Annotated in this window: 2 protein-coding genes; one reads left to right on the top strand and one right to left on the bottom strand. The window is 73.9% G+C overall.

Annotation, left to right across the window (positions count from 1 at the left end; genetic code table 11):
• On the bottom strand, positions 1-507 hold a 507-nt coding region (locus tag AC27KI_RS24745), incomplete at its 3' end, for a flavin reductase family protein (protein ID WP_487116425.1).
• A gap of 99 nt (positions 508-606) precedes the next feature.
• Here AC27KI_RS24745 and AC27KI_RS24740 point away from each other — a divergent pair.
• On the top strand, positions 607-1,389 hold the full coding sequence (locus tag AC27KI_RS24740; protein ID WP_272566145.1) for an alpha/beta fold hydrolase: 783 nt from the start codon (positions 607-609) through the stop codon (positions 1,387-1,389).
• Positions 1,390-1,438: the final 49 nt, after the last annotated feature.

Here is a 1,438-nt window from a genome sequence, read left to right as displayed (position 1 = left end):
GGTGTAGAACGTGCCGCCGTGGTAGAGCAGCGGCGAGGCGCCCGTGCGGTGGCTGCAGCGCTCCACCTCGCCCACGAAGATCGTGTGGTCGCCCTCCACGTACTGGCTGCGGTTGAAGCACTCGAACACCGCCGCGGCGCCGTCCAGCACCGGGGCGCCGGCGATGCCCGGCTGGTGGGCCACGCCGGCCCAGCGGTCCACGCCGCGCGAGGCGAAGCGCTCGGCCAGGGCGCGCTGGTCGGCCGCCAGCACGTTGATCGCGTAGTGGGAGCCGGCCGACAGGGCCGTCAGCGTGGAGGCCTTGTGCGCCAGGCTCCACAGCACCAGCGGGGGCTGCAGCGAAACCGAATTGAAGGAGCTGGCCGTGAGGCCGATGAGCCCGCCGTCCGGGCCGCGCGCGGTGACGATGGTCACGCCCGTGGCGAACATGCCCAGCGCATCGCGGAACTCGCGCGTGGAGAAACCGGGCGGACGGGCGGCGATGGGGCGGTGCAGGGGGCTGTTCACGAAGGCGCGGGCGCGGGCGGCCGGAGGGAAGGGGTCGGCTATTATGGTCCGGCGCCTGGCGATTTGCTGCCGGCGGCCGCGGCGCCTGCCGTTCTCTTCATGGCCCTTCTACCCACTTTCACGACCCTCGGCTCCGGACCCACCGTGCTCATGCTGCACGACGCGGACGGCGACCACCTCACTTTCGCTCCCCAGGTCGAGACCCTGGCGACGGCCGGCTACCGCGCCGTGGCCTGGGACATGCCCGGCTACGGCCGCAGCGCCCCCATCGAGCCCTACAGCTTCAAGGGCTTGGCCAACAGCTGCGTGCAGTTGCTGCAGGCGCTGCAGTGCGGCCCCGCCGTGCTGGTGGGCCACGGCCTGGGCGCCATGATCGCCATCGAGGTGGCGCTGCGCGAGCCTTCGCTGGTGCGCCGGCTGGTGCTGTGCAGCGGCGGGCCGGCCCTGGATGCGCACAGCCTGGACGAATGGGTGGCGCCGCGCCTGGCCGAACTGGATGCCGGCCAGTCGATGGAGCAGATCGCCCAGCGCCTGGTGCCGCGCCACATCGGCACCGGCGCACTGCCCGAGGGCGTGCGCCTGGCCGGCCACGCCATGGGCCAGGTGCACCGCTCGGCCTACCGCCGCGCGCTGGAGGCGCTGCCCACGTTCGCGCGCAGCGCGGCCGAGCTGTCGCGACTGCACATGCCCACCTTGCTGCTGGGCGGCGAGCAGGACCGATGCACCCCGCCCGAGGCGCTGCAGGCGCTGGCGCAGGTGCTGCCCGATGCGCGCCACCTGGACCTGCCCCACGTCGGCCACTGGCCGCAGCTGGAAGACCCCGACGGCTTCGACGGCGCGCTGCTGGCGTTCCTGGCTGCTTCCGAGCGGGTGCTGCATTGAGCGCCGCCGACCGCACGCCGCGCGGCGCCGCCGCGGCCGCTCTGCCCTG

The sequence above is a fragment of the Acidovorax sp. KPB24-03 genome, from assembly GCF_057546605.1.
Note: the sequence above shows the minus strand (reverse complement) of the source record. Positions and strands in the feature narration are given on the sequence as shown.